13 protein-coding genes and 1 other RNA gene are annotated in these 18482 nt (G+C 38.8%); 9 read left to right on the top strand and 5 right to left on the bottom strand.

Annotation, left to right across the window (positions count from 1 at the left end; genetic code table 11):
• The first annotated feature begins 6 nt into the window (after window positions 1-6).
• The 4 genes from CHB71_RS06415 to CHB71_RS06400 all read left to right on the top strand — a co-directional run bounded on the left by CHB71_RS06415 (window position 7) and on the right by CHB71_RS06400 (window position 6515).
• Window positions 7-4494 carry a translocation/assembly module TamB domain-containing protein gene (locus tag CHB71_RS06415; RefSeq protein WP_144017345.1) on the top strand — a complete coding sequence of 1496 codons (4488 nt, stop codon included), beginning with the start codon at window positions 7-9 and terminating at the stop codon, window positions 4492-4494.
• A 66-nt stretch (window positions 4495-4560) separates the two neighbouring features.
• Window positions 4561-4959, top strand: coding sequence for a hypothetical protein (locus tag CHB71_RS06410; protein ID WP_089356068.1), 399 nt, complete (start codon window positions 4561-4563; stop codon window positions 4957-4959).
• 9 nt (window positions 4960-4968) lie between these two features.
• Window positions 4969-5329: RNase P RNA component class A (gene rnpB, locus CHB71_RS06405), an RNA gene on the top strand.
• A 28-nt stretch (window positions 5330-5357) separates the two neighbouring features.
• Complete coding sequence (locus CHB71_RS06400) at window positions 5358-6515, top strand: sigma-54-dependent transcriptional regulator (RefSeq protein WP_089356067.1); 1158 nt, start codon at window positions 5358-5360, stop codon at window positions 6513-6515.
• Here the strand turns inward: CHB71_RS06400 and CHB71_RS19080 are convergent.
• Together CHB71_RS19080 and CHB71_RS06395 are read right to left on the bottom strand one after the other, a co-directional pair.
• Window positions 6512-6640: a hypothetical protein gene (locus CHB71_RS19080; protein WP_262485921.1), complete on the bottom strand. Its 129-nt coding sequence runs from the start codon at window positions 6638-6640 to the stop codon at window positions 6512-6514. The two genes, CHB71_RS06400 and CHB71_RS19080, sit on opposite strands and share 4 nt — an antisense overlap.
• Window positions 6641-6747: 107 nt before the next feature.
• Window positions 6748-7704, bottom strand: coding sequence for a LuxE/PaaK family acyltransferase (locus CHB71_RS06395; RefSeq protein ID WP_089356066.1), 957 nt, complete (start codon window positions 7702-7704; stop codon window positions 6748-6750).
• Window positions 7705-7752: 48 nt separating this feature from the next.
• Here CHB71_RS06395 and CHB71_RS06390 point away from each other — a divergent pair, with 48 nt between their 5' ends.
• Complete coding sequence (locus CHB71_RS06390) at window positions 7753-8517, top strand: hypothetical protein (RefSeq protein WP_089356065.1); 765 nt, start codon at window positions 7753-7755, stop codon at window positions 8515-8517.
• On the opposite strand, the gene CHB71_RS06385 is transcribed toward CHB71_RS06390, so the two are convergent.
• Window positions 8511-10916, bottom strand: a complete 2406-nt coding sequence (locus CHB71_RS06385; protein ID WP_089356064.1) for a thiamine pyrophosphate-dependent enzyme — start codon at window positions 10914-10916, stop codon at window positions 8511-8513. The two genes, CHB71_RS06390 and CHB71_RS06385, sit on opposite strands and share 7 nt — an antisense overlap.
• Before the next feature lie 266 nt (window positions 10917-11182).
• On the opposite strand from CHB71_RS06385, the gene ald reads away from it, so the two are divergent.
• The 3 genes from ald (at window position 11183) to CHB71_RS06370 (ending at window position 14175) form a co-directional block, all read left to right on the top strand.
• Complete coding sequence (gene ald / locus CHB71_RS06380) at window positions 11183-12295, top strand: alanine dehydrogenase (RefSeq protein ID WP_089356063.1); 1113 nt, start codon at window positions 11183-11185, stop codon at window positions 12293-12295.
• 141 nt (window positions 12296-12436) lie between these two features.
• Window positions 12437-13468 carry a sensor histidine kinase gene (locus CHB71_RS06375; protein ID WP_089356062.1) on the top strand — a complete coding sequence of 344 codons (1032 nt, stop codon included), beginning with the start codon at window positions 12437-12439 and terminating at the stop codon, window positions 13466-13468.
• Window positions 13465-14175 (top strand): LytR/AlgR family response regulator transcription factor, encoded by a 711-nt coding sequence (locus CHB71_RS06370; RefSeq protein ID WP_089356061.1) that lies wholly within the window; start codon window positions 13465-13467, stop codon window positions 14173-14175. Before CHB71_RS06375 ends, CHB71_RS06370 begins: the two co-directional genes overlap by 4 nt.
• Here the strand turns inward: CHB71_RS06370 and CHB71_RS06365 are convergent.
• Window positions 14153-16420, bottom strand: coding sequence for a patatin-like phospholipase family protein (locus tag CHB71_RS06365; protein WP_089356060.1), 2268 nt, complete (start codon window positions 16418-16420; stop codon window positions 14153-14155). The genes CHB71_RS06370 and CHB71_RS06365 overlap by 23 nt on opposite strands.
• Window positions 16421-16606: 186 nt before the next feature.
• Window positions 16607-17746 (bottom strand): cystathionine gamma-synthase, encoded by a 1140-nt coding sequence (locus tag CHB71_RS06360; RefSeq protein WP_089356344.1) that lies wholly within the window; start codon window positions 17744-17746, stop codon window positions 16607-16609.
• A 217-nt stretch (window positions 17747-17963) separates the two neighbouring features.
• Here CHB71_RS06360 and CHB71_RS06355 point away from each other — a divergent pair, with 217 nt between their 5' ends.
• Window positions 17964-18434, top strand: coding sequence for a hypothetical protein (locus CHB71_RS06355; protein ID WP_089356059.1), 471 nt, complete (start codon window positions 17964-17966; stop codon window positions 18432-18434).
• The last annotated feature ends 48 nt before the right edge of the window (window positions 18435-18482 follow it).

Below are 18482 nucleotides of genomic sequence, written 5' to 3'. Positions count from 1 at the left end.
CTTTTTTTGAAGGCCAAGATAACGATATCGCAAGTTCGTAGAACACTCTGGAAGCTTTTTTCAGGTGTTTTCTTTTATTCCATAGCTATTTTGCTGGTGGTGATGCTATTGTTGCAGCTTCGTCCTGTTCAAACTTTTCTAGCTCATGAGGTACTGGAAATAATCTCAAAGAAAACAGATCACGAAATTTCCATTCAGCGTGTGAAAGTCTCCTGGCTTGATAAGGCGAGTCTAATGGAAATCTTAATTAAAGATCATGCTGGTGATACCATGGTGTACTCGCATGATTTGGAAATAAACTACAGAATATGGGATTTGATCTTGCAGGATTACCTCAGTGTGGAAGAAATATCTTCTCTCGACCTAAGGTTGAATTTGATAAAACATGACAGCCTGTCTAAGCTTAATCTCTCCGAGTTTATTAATGCGTTGAAGAAAGATACAGTTAAGAAAAAGTCAAAACCCATTCATGTGGGGCAGATTACATTATCAAATTTGAATCTAAGCCTTAAGGATAAAACAAAAGAACCTGTTCGAACGCGATTAGATTTCGCGAACCTTAATTTTTCAATTCCTGATTTCACTGTAGCTGATCTTTCCATAAGGTCTGACACGATTACTGGTGACATAGTGCAGATGAGGGGTATTGAACAAAATTCAGACTTTACAATAAGGGATTTTAACACAAGATTTCTTGTTTGTAATAGTTCACTCAGTGTAGATGATTTGAATTTACGAACACCCACGAGCCATATTTCTGATAGTCTTGAGTTTTTCTACAATGGATTGGATGATCTAGGATACTTTCAGGATAGTGTTTCCTTCATTTTGCATTTCAAGGATTCCAGAATTTCTGATGAAGATATAAAAATTGTAACCGGGCTTGATAAGGTAAAGGATGATATTACCATTGATGGAATAATATGGGGTACTGTAGGTGATTTTAATATAGAAGAGACACGGTTTGGTTATGGTCAGTCCTATTTTGTAGGAGGTGTGAGCTGTTTTGGTTTACCGGATATTTCACAGGTATTTATTTTGGCAGATTTCACTGACTCTCACCTTGAACCAAGAGATTTAAGACCTTACATTGGTGAGTACACAAGAAATCTTAACCGCATGGGCAAAATTGATTTCACCGGGAGTTTTGCTGGCTTTGTTAAAGATTTCGTTGCACGTGGTGATTTTGTTACTAATCAAGGATCTGTTCACACAGATATAAATCTAAAAATCCCGGACAACCCCGAAGAAATGTCCTATGTGGGAAATCTTGAGTTTAAGGATGTCAATGTGGGGGCTTTTTTTAAAAACACGTTGGTTCAGCGCGTAAACCTAAAGGCGACTGTTAATGGAAAGGGAATAAGACCAGACAATGCAGAGTTTGACCTTAAGGCTCTTGTTTATTCGAGTGGCCTCAAAGGGTACGTGTATGATACCATCGAAGCTGACGGGAAATTCGCTAAGAATTATTTTGAAGGAATTTTTGCGATTCGAGATCCCAATTGCCATCTGCGAGGAGAAGGACAGGTTGATTTTAGGGACGAAAAGGAAGAATTAAAGCTAAATCTGGAAGTTAACACCTTCAATGCAAATCAGTTAAATCTCACCGAAAGAAGAATATCAGCATATGGAAAAATTGGCCTGGATGTACTTGATTTAGACATTGATAATTTTGTAGCTCGACTAGATATTGATTCGGGTCTGTTGGAGTATGACTCCAAAAATATCATACTTGATTCCATTCGTTTTACTGCTAATCTGGAGGATAGTACACGTCTAATTAAATTAGCTTTCCCTGGCTTTTATTCTCGAATAAACGGAGAATTTAAAGTAAGCGATGTATTAAAAGATATCCCAAATATGGCCGCCGGGTATGCATCGAAGCTCCTGATAAACACTGATACTAGTAAACGTGCAGGAAGCGGGAACACTTACAAATTTAAACTTGATGCTCGAGTCGATAATATTTCAAAATATCTTGACTCTCTACAATTACCTGTTTCCTTTGGAGGCAAGACTATAATTGAAGGTGAATTTAGGCAAAGTAAAAATGCGAATCTTTCCTTTTATCTCGAATCTGACACTTTTTTTGTAGGCAGCAATGAATTTTATAATCCCAGCCTGGAAGTGAATGGTTCAGAAGATATGGATGAAGGATCGATTCTTACAAACTTCATCTTTCAATCAGACAAACAGGTCATAAAGGGTATGCCCAGCACAGAAGAGCTGCTTGTGGAAGGAGTATGGTATGACGACAATGTTGATCTGACAACATTGGTGAAGCAGCCTGGAACTGGAAGTGATATTCGATTGGAGAGCAATGTTGTGTTGGGTGATGATTCAATAGTTGTAAAGATGCTTCCATCTTCAATTAAGCTTTTGGAGGACAATTGGAAGTTTAACCCATCCAATAGAATCGTCATAACAAATGAAAAAACAGAAATAATAAATCTTGAAATTTTTGACTCCAGTGAATCGATTGCAGTTGAAGGTGTCTATGCAGACTCTATTCCAACAAACATTGTAATTTCTGCTGAAGATCTTAATATGAATAAGGCAGGATTATTTTCTCAAGCCACAATTGGTGGATATTTAAATGGAAACTTTAAAATTTTTAGAGAAACCAGTAAAGAATCATTCAAGTTTGATGGAGGGTTCTTGCTTAAAAACTTGAAGTACGATGACCTTGAGATCGGCGATGTAAATGGTACCTCCAGGTGGGATCCTTTAAAGGAAAGCATCTACACAAAAGTATCTGTCCAAAGGGCAGATGTGAGTGCGATCAATGTGGAGGGGTATTATTTTCCATTAAAATCTAGTGAACAACTTGATTTTAGCATCACATTTGATGAGGCTGACCTTCGGATGGCACGTCCTTTTGTTGAAGCTAACTTTTCAAGTTTTAGTGGGTACGCCAATGGATCATTGAAGCTTTCTGGAAGTATAGCCAAACCCAATGTTGTTGGAAATTGTAAGATCCAAAATGGAAACCTAACAGTCGATTACTTGAATACAAATTATAATTTTGAAGGTAGGATTGATTTTGATGCTAATCAGATTAAACTGATAAATTTCGGGCTGATTGATAGGAAAGGAGCCAATGCAGTGGTGTCTGGGGTGGTAGGACATAACGGCTTCAAGAATTTTGTATTGGATATCAATGTATCTGCCAATGATTTCGAGTTTTTGAATACCACCAGCCTGGATAATAGCTTATACTATGGATCTGCATATGGAACAGGTGATATAGATATTGAAGGCGGGTTAAATGACCTTCAAATAAAAGCAGAGATTAAAACGGAAAAGGATACAAGATTTTTTGTTCCAATTGCAGACGGCACAAGCTCCGGTCAAGAAGACTATATCACATTTATTGATTTCTCAGATACAACTAGAGTTACAGATGAAGATGATTTTACCATCAAAGGACTTACACTTGATTTTGACATAGAAGTAACGCCAGACGCGTATTGTGAGCTTATTTTTGATATTAAGACCGGAGATATTATCCGTGGGAGAGGCAGAGGCAACCTGAAGCTAAGATTGGATACAGATGGCGATTTTAACATGTTCGGCCCGCTGGAAATCACAGAAGGGGCATATAATTTCACTATCCCGAACTTCATAAGTAAGGAATTTGATGTCATTCCGGGAAGCAGAATAACTTGGTACGGTGATCCATACAATGCTATACTGGATTTAGATGCGACTTATTTACAACGCGCCTCTTTCGAAGAGTTGAAAAACCCTGAATTGCAGCAACCGGAGGAGATGGCTAACAAGGTTCCTATATTGGTTGTACTAAGGTTAAATGGAGGAATGCTATCACCTCAAATCGATTTTGACTTAGAGGTTCAAAATCAAGGTGATCAGACAAGAAATCCCGTGCTTACGCAAATTATTTCTAATGAACAGGAGCTTAAAAGGCAGGTAATAAGTTTGTTATTCTTAAAGCGGTTCTCACCGAGGGAAAGTTTTACGTTGAGTGGTGGTGGAACTGTGGGTAATAGTGTAAGCGAATTTTTATCCAGTCAGGTAAGCTACCTGGTCAGTCAGATAGATGAAAACCTGGAAGTTGAGGTCAACCTGGCAGATTTGAATAGAGATGCGTTCAATACATTTCAATTACGGTTTGCCTACACATTTTTAAACGGCAGGCTCAAGGTTACCAGAGGAGGTGACTTTGGGAGCCAAACGGATAATAATGACAATGTATTAAATGATATTGTTGGTGATTGGTCTGTTGAATATAGCCTTACAAAAGATGGAAGGTTAAGAGCTAAGGTATTTAGAAACTCAGATCAGCAGAACTTAATCAACCAAAATCAACAAAATCAAGAGACTGGGATAAGTCTAAGGTTTGTACATTCCTTTAACGACTTGACTGAACTCCTTACCATGAAGCGCAACGAAGTGCTCTCCAGAAGGAAGGAAGAGGATGAGCCGGCCACTCAAGATGACGAGCAAGAATCACAGGATGAAACACGAGAATAATTGATTTATAACATGGCAGCTAATTGAAAAGGAATTATTATCTTATGATTCTAAACCTGAATCGCCATGAACTACAGAAAATTTAGCCAAAATTTCGCAAAAGAAATAGGAGGGGAGTTTCGAGAGTACGATGATACTCAGTCAGTAATAATAGTCCCATTAAAAGATGGGAGATTTCAAACCGTGACTGGACATATTGTTGAGCACTCTGGCTATAAAAGAGAAGTAGTGCATCTGAAATCTAAGGTTTGTAAGTTAACCTATGACATTCCATATTTAGACTGCCTGGAGGCATCTAAAGAGTATCCGTATACCAAGTTTATTGTTGAAGATGGATTCCTTAAAGTTGAGGCGATTAATTTCCTTGTAAACCTTAAAGACAAAATGGTAAAGGAAATGATACTTGAAATTGCCCAACATGCTGATGATTGGGAATTAAAGATCACTGGTAAAGACATTCATTAATACTTTTGCAACGCAAGCCGACCTGTCGCACTGACATTTGCTGTTAGTGAGGAAAGTCCGGGCAGCATAGAGCAGCGTACTTCCGAAATGGAAGCGTGCTGACGGTTTTCGTCAGTATAGAGATAGTGCCACAGAAAACAAACTACCTGCCATTGGTGGGAAAAGGTGAAAAGGTGAGGTAAGAGCTCACCGGTCTCGATGTGAATCGGAACGCATGGTAAACCTTACGCGCTGAAAGACCAAATAGGTTCTGCAATTGAGGGTCGCTCGCCCGAGCAGAATTGGGTAGGTCGTTTGATCTTGCTGGTGACAGCAAGGCTAGATAAATGACGGGATAGAACAGAACCCGGCTTACTGGCTTGCTTTTTGTTATTGATTAAGTTTTTAAAAAATATCTTATGCCTAAAATTTTAGTTGTTGACGATGAAAAAAGTATCAGAGATGCACTCAATGATATCCTCACAGAGGAAAAGTATGAAGTCCTAACAGCTGAAGATGGTGAAGATGGCTGGAACAAACTTGAATCAGAGAAGATCGATTTGGTCCTCTGTGATATTAAGATGCCCAAAATGGATGGAATGGAACTGTTAAATAAAGTTTCTGAAGAAGGGCTTGATGTTCCTTTTGTAATGATTTCAGCTCATGGGACGATTGATACAGCAGTGGATGCAACAAAAAAAGGAGCCTATGATTTCATTCAAAAACCGCCGGATTTAAATAGAATTTTATTGACTGTTAGGAATGCACTTGAGAGTTCTCAATTAAGCACCGAAACGAAAGTATTAAGAAAGAAAGTAAGTAAAGGACTTGAGATAATTGGTGAGTCAACTGCAATCAAAGAAGTTAAAGAGACAATTGAAAAAGTGGCTCCCACAGAGGCACGTGTTTTAATTAATGGCGAGAATGGAACTGGAAAGGAACTGGTGGCCAGATGGTTACATGAAAAAAGTAATAGATCAAAAGCACCTATTGTTGAGGTTAATTGTGCAGCAATTCCCTCCGAACTGATTGAGAGTGAGCTCTTTGGTCATGAAAAGGGGTCATTCACATCTGCGCATAAGCAGCGAATAGGAAAGTTTGAGCAGGCGCACGGTGGCACATTGTTTCTGGATGAGATAGGAGACATGAGCTTATCTGCTCAAGCAAAGGTCTTAAGAGCACTGCAGGATAAGAAAATCACCCGAGTGGGAGGAGATAAAACAATCAATGTGGATGTAAGAGTGCTTGCCGCCACAAATAAGAATCTGAAGAACGAAATAGAGAATGGTAACTTCAGGGAAGATCTTTATCACAGGCTGAGTGTAATGGTGATTAGTGTTCCTCCGTTGAGAGAAAGAAAAGAAGATATTAGGCTTTTAACGGATCATTTTTTGGAGCAAGTAGCATCGGAATACGGTACCGCTAAAAAATTAATAGACGATGCTGCCATTAGTCAATTGGAAAAATATGACTGGACTGGAAATATAAGAGAATTACGAAACGTAATTGAAAGATTAGTTATCATGTCTCAAGACAAGATAACCCAAAATGACGTAAAGAAATACGTTGAAGCTTAAGCGTCAGCTTGCTGTTCTGTTTTTACTTCCTTGGTATCCTCCTGCGCATAAGTAGGGCATGTTCTTTGAGTACATGCACTCATAGCAAGGATTATTACAGCTAATATGGTAAGTTTCAATTTCATAAGCGGTTTTATTCGATGAGCAAGCTATTTGTTTGACAACCCTTCAAAAATAGAAGAAATAATCTTCTAAACAACAGAGAATCGTCTAAAATATTGCGTGTTTTTCGCTAAACCATCAGGTTACATCCACGAATATCACTATTATCGAAACGACCAAGGACCTCAAAAGATTCCCCTGATACCCTTCCCAGGTCTTTCGTTTCTATAAAACAACAACTATCAATGTTTGCAAGGTCAATAACGTTTATACCACCCGATCTGCCGGTTTCTACATAGGAGAACGGATCATTAATGTCTCTAATCATGCATTTGGCCCATGGTGGGAAAACGAAACTGCCATTCGGTCCATATCCCTGACTCATTAATTCGGTCATGCCATATTCAGACCAAATTTCATCTACCCCAAATCCCTCTGTTAGTTCAGTATGTAGCTCTTTCCGCGTCATTTCCTTTCGCCTTCCCTTCATACCTCCTGTTTCTATGATTTTAGTATTTACAGTTCGAATGCCTACTCTTGCAAGGTCTAGCAAGGCATACGAAACGCCAAATACTATCTTTTTCTTATCAGTCTCTAATATGGTTTTAACATTATCATTTAAGTAATATCCCGACCCTTGCTTTCCGAATCGAATAAAGTAATCGACCATGCTGATGAGGGAAGAATCTCCTTGCTCCTGATAGGAAGGCAGTATTGCTATGATTTGCAAATCACTTAACGGGCCAAAAATACTTTCGAATAATGATCTGGAAAGTGAATGATAAAGGCTTTCATCTTTCACATAGTGATGACTTCTGCCTGTATCTGTAGTTCCACTACTTTTAAAAATTTTTGATTCAGACCAATTTCCACTTTTTATCGCATGATTTTTGAAGAATTCAATGGGTAGGAAAGGAATTTCTGAAGTAGTCTGTATGCTGTCTGGGGCAATATTAAGATACTTACAGTATTCCTGATAGATTTCGCAGTGATGATATTGATAATTAAAAGCTGCTAACGAACTATCATTAAACGTTTTTTCGTTTATCTCAGCGAGTGAGTCTTTAAATTCCTCAGAGAAACACATAAATTAGTCCAATTAGGGGCAAGGTAGTTTATTTTTGTTTTGACTAATATGAATCGAAAACTATTGTATTTAGGCTTGATCATGGCAACTCTTACAAGTTGCTTTGACAAAGATATTTTTCCTGACACACCTAGTATAGCTTTTGAGGATATTAAGTTCATTGATACGCAATCAACGGACTCCCTCAAGTTGACTTTCACTTTTGAGGATGGGAATGGAGATGTCGGACTAGACGATGGGCCAGATCTGTTAGTGCCTTATCAAATCTACGATCTGATAATTGATAGTGAGGACTCAGTGATTACAATAAGCACAGATCCCTCCAGAATATCTCCACCATTGTTTAAAGCCCCTGTGTTTATCGGGGAAAACAATGGAGAGGTGGAATACATATTCTTCCCTGGTGATAAGGTATTGTTTTCGGACGAAGATAACCGACCACCTTATAGTTGTGATTCATATGAAATAATTGAATCAGATACGTTCTACATTGCACGAAACGAATTCTATTATAATTTTCATATTGAGTTTCAAAGGAAATTAGGAGAGGATTCGTACGAGCCAATTAATTTCCGTCAGATTTTCAATAATCCGGATTGCTCTCTAGGCAATTTTAATGGCAGAATACCATACTATGATCCGGAAGGAAAGAGTGGCACAATTACTTACTCTATGCTCTCTCAAGCTTTTAGGTTAGCCTTCCTTGATGATGTAATACGTGTTAAATTCTATATCTATGATAGAGCCAGGAACAAAAGCAATGAGGTTGTTTCTCCTGATTTTGTTCTGGCAGACATCACTCAGTCTCAATAAATCGAAGGAAACTCCTCAGGATTAGTTTCCGAGATCATGGCGTACACTTTATCAAAGATTTCTTCAACGTTTGGTTTAGAGAAGTAGTCCCCATCACTGCCATATGCAGGTCGGTGATTTTTTCCTGTAATCGTTAATGGTTTTGAATCAAGATTAAAATAGCCATTATCCCTTTCCAGAATCTGCTGCAAGATGAAAGCAGAAGCGCCACCTTCCACATCTTCGTCTACTACCACTAGTCTATTGGTCTTTTCAAGAGAATCAACGATCATTTTTGGTCGGTCAAACGGAATCAATGTTTGCGCATCGATTACTTCCAATTCAATCCCTTCTTCAGATAGTTGATTAGCTGCTTCCATCACTACTCTGCATGTGGAGCCGTATGTGACAACAGTTGCATCACTGCCTTCTCTCAAAATTTCCGGCTCGCCAAGAGCTAGTTTGAATTCAGTGAGATTCTCCGGCACACGTTCTTTTAGTCTGTATCCGTTTAATGATTCGATTACCAATGCTGGATCATCTGATTGCATTAGTGTATTGTAAAAACCTGCTGCCTGCGTCATATTACGAGGAGTAAGCACATACATGCCTCGTAGTGAATGAAGGATCATTCCCATGGGTGACCCTGAATGCCAAACTCCCTCCAGTCTGTGACCTCTGGTTCTAATAATCAAAGGAGCTTTTTGTCCTCCGAATGTTCGATATTGTAATGTAGCAAGGTCATCAGAAAGTGTCTGTATAGCATAAAGTAGGTAGTCGAGGTACTGAATTTCAGCAATTGGTCTTAAACCTCTAACCGCTGCACCAATACCCTGACCAATGATTGTTGTTTCACGTATTCCCGTATCGGTTACTTTTAACTCACCATACTTTTCCTGTAGGCCGGCAAATCCCTGGTTTACATCACCAATTTTTCCCACGTCTTCACCAAAAGCAAAGATTCGTGCATCAGTTTTCAGAAGGTGATCGAAGCAGGCATTTAGTACCTCACGTCCATCTACCAACTCGCTATTTTCATTGTAGGAAGCAGGAATGGTCTCCACATTTATGGCAGCATCTGCAGACTCACTGTATAGTTTCGAACTAAATTGATGTTCGTATACATCAGATTTTTCATTCAGCCAATTAACAAGGTTCTGCTTTTCACCGGAGGGCTGACCTTTTAAAAGTCTCAATGTCTTTTTTGCACCTTTAATAATATGAGACTTTTCAGGATTAAGCTCCTTCCTCAAAGAGTCAGCAATTTTAGCAATCTCTGCTTTTTTTGATGATGAAATGGCAACTTTATCAATTAAGCTCAATACCTCATCAACATCTTTTTTGATATCAGTGATGTAATCTTTCCATGCCTGATCTTTCGCCTGTTTCGCTGATTGTTTTGCTTCTTTTTCCAGTTGATCAAGCTCATCAGCTGAAGCGAGTTTTTCAGATATTATCCACTCACGCATCTTCAGGATACAATCGTGTTCTTTTTCCCAGGTTAATCGATCCTTTGATTTATATCTTTCGTGTGATCCGGATGTAGAGTGCCCCTGAGGTTGAGTCACCTCAATAACATGTATTAAGCATGGAGTATGCTTTTTTCTAGATATATCAACTGCTTTTTTATACGCTTCTAATAGGCCAACATAGTCCCAGGCTTTCACTTTTATTACTTCAAACCCAGCTTTATCTTTCGTTTGCTGAAAGCCGCTCAATGCTTCTGAAATGCTTTCTTTGATGGTGTGGTATTTCTGTGGAACAGAGATACCATAGCCGTCATCCCAAACAGACATGATCATTGGAACCTGTAGAACACCAGCTGCATTCATGGTTTCCCAAAAATGACCTTCAGAGGTGGATGCATTACCAATTGTTCCGAAAGCAATTTCATTTCCATTGATAGAGAAATCTTCAAACTCACTTAGTTCTTTATTTTCACGGTATAGCTTGGAAGCATATGCAAGTCCTAAAAGACGTGGCATCTGACCAGCAGTCGGGGAGATATCTGCGCTACTATTCTTTTTATCTGTCTGTGTTAGCCATTCTCCTTTTTCATTGAGGTACCTGGTGGCGAAGTGGCCATTCATCATTCTTCCTGCAGATGCCGGATCAGCTTCTACATCCGTATGAGCGTAAAGTTGTGCGAAGAACTGTTGTGTAGTAAGTTGGCCAATCGCCATCATAAAAGTTTGATCACGATAATATCCGGATCTCCAGTCACCGTTTTGAAAGTACTTGGCCATAGCGATTTGGGGCAACTCCTTACCATCACCAAAAATCCCAAACTTGGCTTTTCCCATGAAAACCTCCTTTCTTCCAATCAAGCTGGCTTCCCTACTTTCCACTGCCAACTGATAGTCCTGAAGAATTTCTTTTTTTGAAACAGGTAACTTGGTCTTGTTTTTAGCTTCGCTCATAATAGATATTTACTGTGAATGGTTGGCCTTAGGCCACTTTCAAAATTACTAAAAACAAGCCACTTTTAAAAGTATAACCTTCGATATAAAACTATGGTTTGATATCATTAAGCCCACTGTTTAAGTATATTATTTGGATAATAATTATTAAGTAAAATAAAATTTTATATAATTATTAATTACTGATAGGCATGTTTTGTATTTTGAAATGTTGACTTTTCTCTAAAGTGCAGACCCTATATTTGCCATCCATAACGATTTACACCATGATAATAGGCGTTCCAAAAGAGATTAAAAACAATGAAAACAGGGTGGCTGTCACTCCATCAGGAGTAGTGGAGTTCACCAAAAGAGGTCACGAAGTTTATATACAAACAACTGCTGGTGACGGAAGCGGATTTACAGATGATCAATATACTGAGGCCGGGGCTAAAATTCTTCCGACGATTGCAGAAGTGTATGATATAGCGGAAATGATTATTAAAGTAAAAGAGCCGATCGAGCCAGAGTATAAGCTTTGTAAAAAAGACCAGCTCATATTTACTTATTTCCACTTTGCGTCTCATGAACCATTGACAAAAGCAATGATTGATAGTGGGGCAGTTTGCCTGGCTTATGAAACTGTTGAAAGTTCAGATCGATCTCTTCCTCTTTTAATTCCCATGTCTGAGGTTGCCGGCAGAATGTCTGTTCAGGAAGGAGCTAAATATTTAGAAAAACCATTAAAGGGAAGGGGAATACTTCTTGGAGGTGTTCCTGGAGTAAGACCTGCAAAGGTTATGATATTAGGTGGGGGAGTTGTTGGTACCAATGCAGCGAAAATGGCTGCTGGAATGGGTGCTGATGTAACGATCCTTGACCTGAATTTGCAGCGCTTACGATATCTGGATGATGTAATGCCTGCGAATGTGAATACCTTCATGAGTAGTGAATACAACATTCGCGAACTGATAGCAACGCATGACCTCATCATTGGAGCTGTGTTAATACCTGGGGCTAAAGCGCCAAACCTTATTACAAAAGACATGTTAAAAGATATGCAACCCGGAACCGTCCTGGTTGATGTAGCGGTTGATCAGGGAGGATGTATAGAGACTTGTAAACCTACAACTCATCAGGATCCTACATACATTATTGAGGATGTTGTGCACTACTGTGTTGCCAACATGCCGGGTGCTGTTCCATACACCTCAACTTTAGCCTTAACCAATGCCACACTTCCGTATGCGTTGCAACTTGCCAACAAAGGGTGGAAGCAGGCGTGTAATGATAGTAACGAGTTAAAATTGGGACTTAACGTAATTAGTGGTGAAATTGTGTACAAAGGAGTATCTGAAGCTTTTGATATGCCTTATACACCGGTTGAAAAATTCTTATAAGATTAAAATTGCACACTTTAGAGCCCATCTTAACTAAGATGGGCTTTTTTATTTCCACTCATCGTAATTTTATGACCATTCACTTTAAAGCATACTTGCAGTAACGTCACCATCCCTTTCTTTACAGTACAATTTAATTGTATGACTAGGAATAATTCGTATTGGCTTTTTCAATCAGTAGGCTGGTTCATTTACGGTATGATTGGCGTTGTAGTAGCCTTTCTTTTTTATGAGAATGTAGACGTTTGGGTTATTCTAGCTCAGTTTTTCAGTGCTGTGATCATGCTGATTTCTACTCATCTGCTTCGTTACAAAATGAAGCTTGATGGCTGGCTTAAGCTTAAAATACAAAAGCTGATTCTTCGTCTTGTTCCTACGCTTATCATTATTTCCATTTTGGCAAATGGTATTGTTGTTGGATACACAATCTTGACTACCGAAATTATTGAGGTTGAGAAATTCAGTATCACAGTTTTCTTGCTTTTCTCCTTTCAAACATTCGTTTATTTCTCACTCTGGACCGCCTTATATCTTATTATTTATTTTTTCAGAAACTATAAGAAAGAAGAGGTCGAAAAATGGCGGCTGCAGACGGCTGTTAAAGACGCTGAACTGATCGCCCTGAAGGCACAAATCAATCCTCACTTTTTATTTAATGCACTAAATAATATAAGGGCTTTGATTCTGGAAGATCATATGAAAGCCAGGGATATGGTTTCGCACTTGTCTGAGTTACTACGATATTCAATCCAATTCAACGATAATGAAAAAGTGACGGTAGAGGAAGAGCTTGAAATTGTTAATAAGTACCTTGAGCTTGAGAGCATCCATTATGAGAATAGGTTACATTATGAAATTCTGTCAAAAAAGGAGTTGAAGAAATGTAAAATTCCGCCTATGCTTATCCAACTAATGGCGGAAAATGCGGTAAAGCATGGAATTTCCCAGGTAAAGAATGGAGGAGATATCTTAATTTCTGTTGATCAGGAAGATAATGACCTTGTTTTGGAGGTTAGTAACACTGGAAAACTCAAGAAAAATCTTGGAAATGGAATTGGGCTAAGAAACGCTACAGAAAGAATTAGAATTTTATTTGATAGCGAGCCAGATTTGGATTTAACAGAGCAAGGAAACATGGTTCGGTCAAGACTTAAATTACCAATAGTTAAATGAAGACACTACTTGTAGATGATACACGACTGGCTCGGCAAGAGCTGCAGTTTTTGTTGAAAAACCATAAAGACGTACAGGTCATTGGTGAAGCAGAAAATGCAGATGAGGCCAAGACGATGATTGAGGAGTTAAAGCCAGATTTGGTTTTCCTTGATATACAGATGCCTGACAAAGATGGATTTGAATTATTGGAAATGCTGGATGAGGTTCCTCAAATTGTCTTTACAACAGCATATAGTGAATATGCGATTAAAGCATTTGACTACAATGCGCTTGATTATCTGAAAAAGCCAATAACAGATGATCGCTTATCGGTGGCTCTTCAACGTGTAAGAGAGAATCTTGAGAAATCAGATGAACCCAAGGGAGTGCTTAATGAAAACAGTCAGGTTTTTGTAAAGGATGGGGAGAAGTGCTGGTTTGTCACGCTAAAGGAAGTTCGACTTTTTGAAATATGGGATAACTATACCCGTATATATTTTGAAGACCACAAACCAATGATTCCAAAGACGCTTCAATACATGGAGAGCAGGCTGGATCCCAAAGTTTTTTTTAGAGCCAATCGTCAGCAGATTATCAATATGAAGTGGATTGATAAGATAGAACCCTGGTTTAGTGGCACTATTCGACTTTATCTAAAGGATGGAACAGAAGTCGAGGTAAGCCGAAGACAAACCTCCAGGTTTAAGGATTTGATGAGTTTTTAAGCAATCGCTGAAGTTTTCTAATCGATTTCTTATTGCTTTCAATGTGTATATTTTCCAGTATGTGTTGCTTCTCCTTAGTGGTAAGGTGCCAGCTTAATGAGGCTCGCTCAACATCAGTTGTATTCTCATCTTGTTGAAAAGAGTCATAGGCGATTTCCACTACATCAATGTCACCTTCGAACCAGGAATTCATTTGTTCTAAACGAATATCATTATTGATATCCTGCATGTTTGTAAGGTTATTATATACACTGGCGATAGGATAGGTCAGCCGATCTATCACAGACGGGTTAGGTCGTTTTTCAATGGGTTCATTTGATTTGGTATCCCTGACGACCAGAAACACAACACCGTCTGTGTTTTCAAGAATCCAATCTTCAAATACGCCTATAAATCGGATCGCATCAGAAATACCGAAGTTGTCAGAAATTCCAGCATCCATGATTTCAACCCGAGGTTCTGCAGGGAGACTAATATTGGGAGTTATGTAAGGAAATGAAGCAGACATTCTAAGAGCAGACAGAAAACTCAGATCTTCTGGTGAGTGTGCTTTAAAAAAGGATTGGAAGTCAACCGCCCGCACTTTTGATTCCTTTCCGTCAAGTATTTGGGAAGAGACACTCATAAAGGACACAGGCTGTGAAGAAATGTAGAGTTTACGGCCATCGTTGGCGATAGTCGGTGACATTATCAAAGTGGGAATTTGGGCCTGCTCTTCATGAACCTTATAGTCTTTTATTTGCTTGTTTAAAGTGTGCCCAAGGTTTTTGTTAAGATTACGTTCAAAAACGAATCCTCTATCCACGCTGTAGGTCCTTCCAGCATACTCATGTGTACGGATTTTGAAGAACAAATCATTTACAAGTAATCCGAAGATGACAGGATTAAGGTTGTCTTTACCCATATTAGCTAGCAAAGTATGCCTGTCTTCTGATAATGCTATTTTGGAATTTCGCCGAAACATTTCACGATAATAAGCTGCTCCAATAACCCCGCCTGATGCACCAGTAATCAAAACTGTTTGGTCCATCAAAGACCCATTCAAAGCACTATCTGCCTTTAGCAGGGAGTTAACTGCCCAAAGAGCTGCTCGCTGACCTCCACCACTGACGCATAGGAAAACCATTTTTTGATCTTTTGGGTTTTCCCATTTTTGCTTCCAATTTTCTAAGGTTTGAAGCATGTGTAGCTTGTCATGGACAAATTGCTCCTTAGAATGATTGTCTAGTAATGTCTCAACTGAGTAATTGGTTTGAATGGTATCGTAATTAAGTCCGGCCGCCTGATTGATGCCTTTTCCTAATCCTACTTTCACTCCCGCATTGACCAGGATAAAAACACCTAGTGCAAATGCGAGTCCCCATCCTTTAAACCAATAGCTAATGGCCCCTACAAGCATCACAGCAATCGCAAATATGAGTAATGAACTTGCTGCAGCAGGAATTTGCAGGTATTCAATATCCATAAAGAAGCCCAGCAAAAGAATCACACCTATGATGCAAAGCTCAACCACTACCGAATTAAAATGATTTTGATCAAAGACCCTTATGACAGCTTCTTTATTCCCAAAATCTACAATGTGTTCCGTCGATCTAACCTTAAGTTTTAAGTCTAAATAGTTGGTGACATTATATTTATCGGCGCGGTTTTCACGAACTTTATTCATGACTCTGTCCCTGCTTAGCACATTCTTCCTCAACTTTCTGTCAAGTGTTCCAGCAAGGAAAATAAATATATCCTTGTTGGTAAAGCGGAAGTAAAGAATCATAAGCAGATGCATGGAAATAATCCCGAGCAGGAGACCTAAAACATACAGTGCAATCTCAAGCGATTCGGCTAATCCATTATTAACCTGGAAGCTCACTAATATGGCAATATAGATAGCCAATATTAGAAGAGGGATGAGGCTGTTATTGATGGAAAATTTTGTAAAAGGTCTTTGTAGTACCCCTACAAATCGAAACCTATGCCCATCTAAAATATAGGTTGTGATATGCCAGGCCATTATGAGGTTTCCAAAAGCTAGCCCTACAATAAAAAAGCTCCAAAAACTTACAGAGCCAAGATATTCAGGATCCAGAAAGAGGTAATGAATGCCATAGACTTTACCCAGACCGCCGGAAAAGGCAGCTATAATAATGATCCATACGGTAAGCAACGCCAAATTCTTTTTGAAATGATGGAATGTCAATTGCATCATCAATGAATGAAGAATTTGAAACAGCGCTCGTTTTATTTTATTCATGTTTGGGTTTATCGAGTTTTAATTGCTGTCGAATTGGTTATATAAGGCGATGGTCGAAACAAACCAACCAAGACCGAATATACGCAGTATATTCATATATCTATTCACAACTAATTCCGATTCAAGGTCTTTTCGACATAGCATCAAAAACCCCGCTTTTGCGGGGTTTTTCTTATTATAAGACTACTAACCAATGGCCTGATCAAGATCTGCTATTAGATCGTCAATATCTTCAATGCCTACACTTAATCTGATTAGAGAATCAGTTAGTCCGCTGACTATTCTTTTCTCTTTTGGTATGCTTGCATGTGTCATTCCTGCGGGGTGTCCTACCAGAGATTCTACTCCACCTAGTGATTCAGCTAAGCTAAATAGCTTGAAACTGCCTAGTGTTTTTTCGGCTTTCTCGATGGTGTCTTCTTTCTGTATAAATGAGATCATACCTCCAAACCCTCGCATTTGCTTTGTCGCAATGTCATGGTTAGGATGATCTTTAAACCCCGGCCAAAACACCTTATCAACTTTAGGGTGATTTCTCAAGTGATTTGCAATCACCTCCCCGTTTTCACAGTGCCTCTGCATTCTTAAGTGTAAAGTTTTTATTCCTCTTATTACAAGGAAGCAATCCTGTGGGCCAGGAACTGCGCCACTTGAGTTTTGGATAAAACCAAATTGTTCATCAATGGCTGTATCATTTGTTCCAAGAAAACCCATGATCACATCTGAGTGCCCAGCGATGTATTTTGTGACAGAATGCATGACGATATCTGCCCCAAGATCAAGCGGGTTTTGAAGGTAGGGAGAGGCAAACGTGTTGTCCACAGCCACTTTAGCTCCATATTTATGACCTATAGTGCTTATTTGCTCAATGTCGATAATATTGAGCAAAGGATTGGTTGGCGTTTCTATCCAAAGAAGCTTCGTTTTGTTACTTATTGCTTCTTCAACGTTTTTTACATCTCTCATATCCACAAATGTGAATTTGATGCCAAATTGCTCAAATAATTGCGTGAAAAGCCGAAAGCTTCCACCATATAAATCTCCAGTACTTATTACTTCATCCCCTGGTCGTAGTGTTTTGATTACAGTTTCAGTAGCACTCATTCCACTTGCAAAACACCTTCCAAACGTCGCGTTTTCCAGGGACGCAATATTCTTTTCCAAAACACTTCTTGTTGGGTTTTGTGTTCTTGCATATTCAAACCCTTTATGAATTCCGGGTCCATCTTGGACGTATGTGGAGGTTTGAAAAATAGGAGTCATAATGGCGCCAGTAGATGGATCTGGCTCTATGCCTGCGTGTAATGCTTTGGTTCCGAATTTCATTTGGTCTTGATTATTAAATTCCAAGGAAAGGTCGAATTTATATAGTAAGTTCCTTAGTAGGAACCTGTTTTTCATCCAAGTTGAAGTATTTCTTAGTTTTATCGAATAAATAGTGGGTTATATATAAATTTTAGAGGATTTTCATTAATATATTTATATTCTTGTATTGTCATCAGCTAATGAATTTTTAGACCACCACCTAAAAAACGCTTAGCGCATGAAACTTTTCGCCACATCACTGCTTTTACTTTTTTCTGTGCTTTCCTATAGTCAGTATTATACTGGTTATTACTTAAGTGATCCTCAGGTTCATTCATTCGATCATTTTAAGATAAAACAGGCCCATGGGCACACGAAGATCGATGGAGACCTGACTATTCATGCTTACTTGGGCCATAGCGAGTTATGGGAACAGACGGCTCATTTTGTAGCCAATGATGAAGAAAGAGGCAAATTGATTGCCGAATACAGCCATGGGGAAGAAATTATTTCCGTTCATGTTTTAAAATTTATGTGGGATGGAAATGAATGGGAGTATATCCTTCTAGGATATCACGGTGAGGACAAGCACAGACACTTTATTGTGATTGAAGAGATATTCAACGATGAATCAGAAAGTGAATTACTGGAATTTCATCGATTTGATTGGGTAAAAGGACACCACCTTACTATATCAGAAAATAAATAGACAAGCTTAAGATCAGATTCATTCGTTCTTGTGAAAAGATTTTAATTT

The organism is Ekhidna lutea (assembly GCF_900188325.1).
Lineage (GTDB): Bacteria > Bacteroidota > Bacteroidia > Cytophagales > Cyclobacteriaceae > Ekhidna > Ekhidna lutea.
Note: the sequence above shows the minus strand (reverse complement) of the source record. Positions and strands in the feature narration are given on the sequence as shown.